The organism is Marinomonas transparens, assembly GCF_016463975.1.
In the GTDB taxonomy this organism is placed as follows: domain Bacteria; phylum Pseudomonadota; class Gammaproteobacteria; order Pseudomonadales; family Marinomonadaceae; genus Marinomonas; species Marinomonas transparens.
The window spans coordinates 1-544 of sequence record NZ_JAEMNX010000085.1 but is presented as its reverse complement, the minus strand read 5'-3'; the positions used below and the strand labels follow the sequence as shown (position 1 = coordinate 544).

Sequence of the window (544 nt, the reverse complement as noted above, 5' to 3'; positions counted from 1 at the left end):
ACCAGCGAAGGCGGGCAGATCAATGCCAGTGGTAACTTGGCATTAGCGGCGAACAACATCGACCTGTTGGTGGTGACCGACAGCCAAGACAGTTATAGCTTTGTCGGCGGTGGTGGTAATTCCACCGAGAAACGCGATCATAACGAAACCCTCACTGGCACGACATTGAATGCCGGTGGTGCGTTAACACTGGTCAGCCAGCAAGACATCTTCTCTCAAGGTTCTACGTTAAGTGGCGGAGAAGGTATTGGCTTAGCAGCGGGCGGTGATGTATTGCTGGTGTCGGCGGTGGCCAATAACTCTAGTTTTGAAGAAGTCAAAACCAAAAAGAAAAGTACGTTTGGGTCTAAACGAAAAACGGTCACCACCACCTCAGAAAGCACGATCAACCAAGGTACGAGTTTAGCCTCGGGCGGTGATGTTCAAATCCTGTCGGGATCGGACATTTTATTGGCGGGTTCGACGGTAAACGCTGACGGGAATATTGCCCTACAGGCGGAAGATGATATCCAACTGTTATCAACCGTGGATCAAACATCGAAAC

The 544-nt window shown here is 50.2% G+C and carries 1 protein-coding gene; it reads left to right on the top strand.

The window, feature by feature from the left end; all coding sequences use genetic code 11:
- On the top strand, positions 1-544 hold a 544-nt coding region (locus I8J31_RS20750), incomplete at both ends, for a hemagglutinin repeat-containing protein (RefSeq protein WP_199470491.1).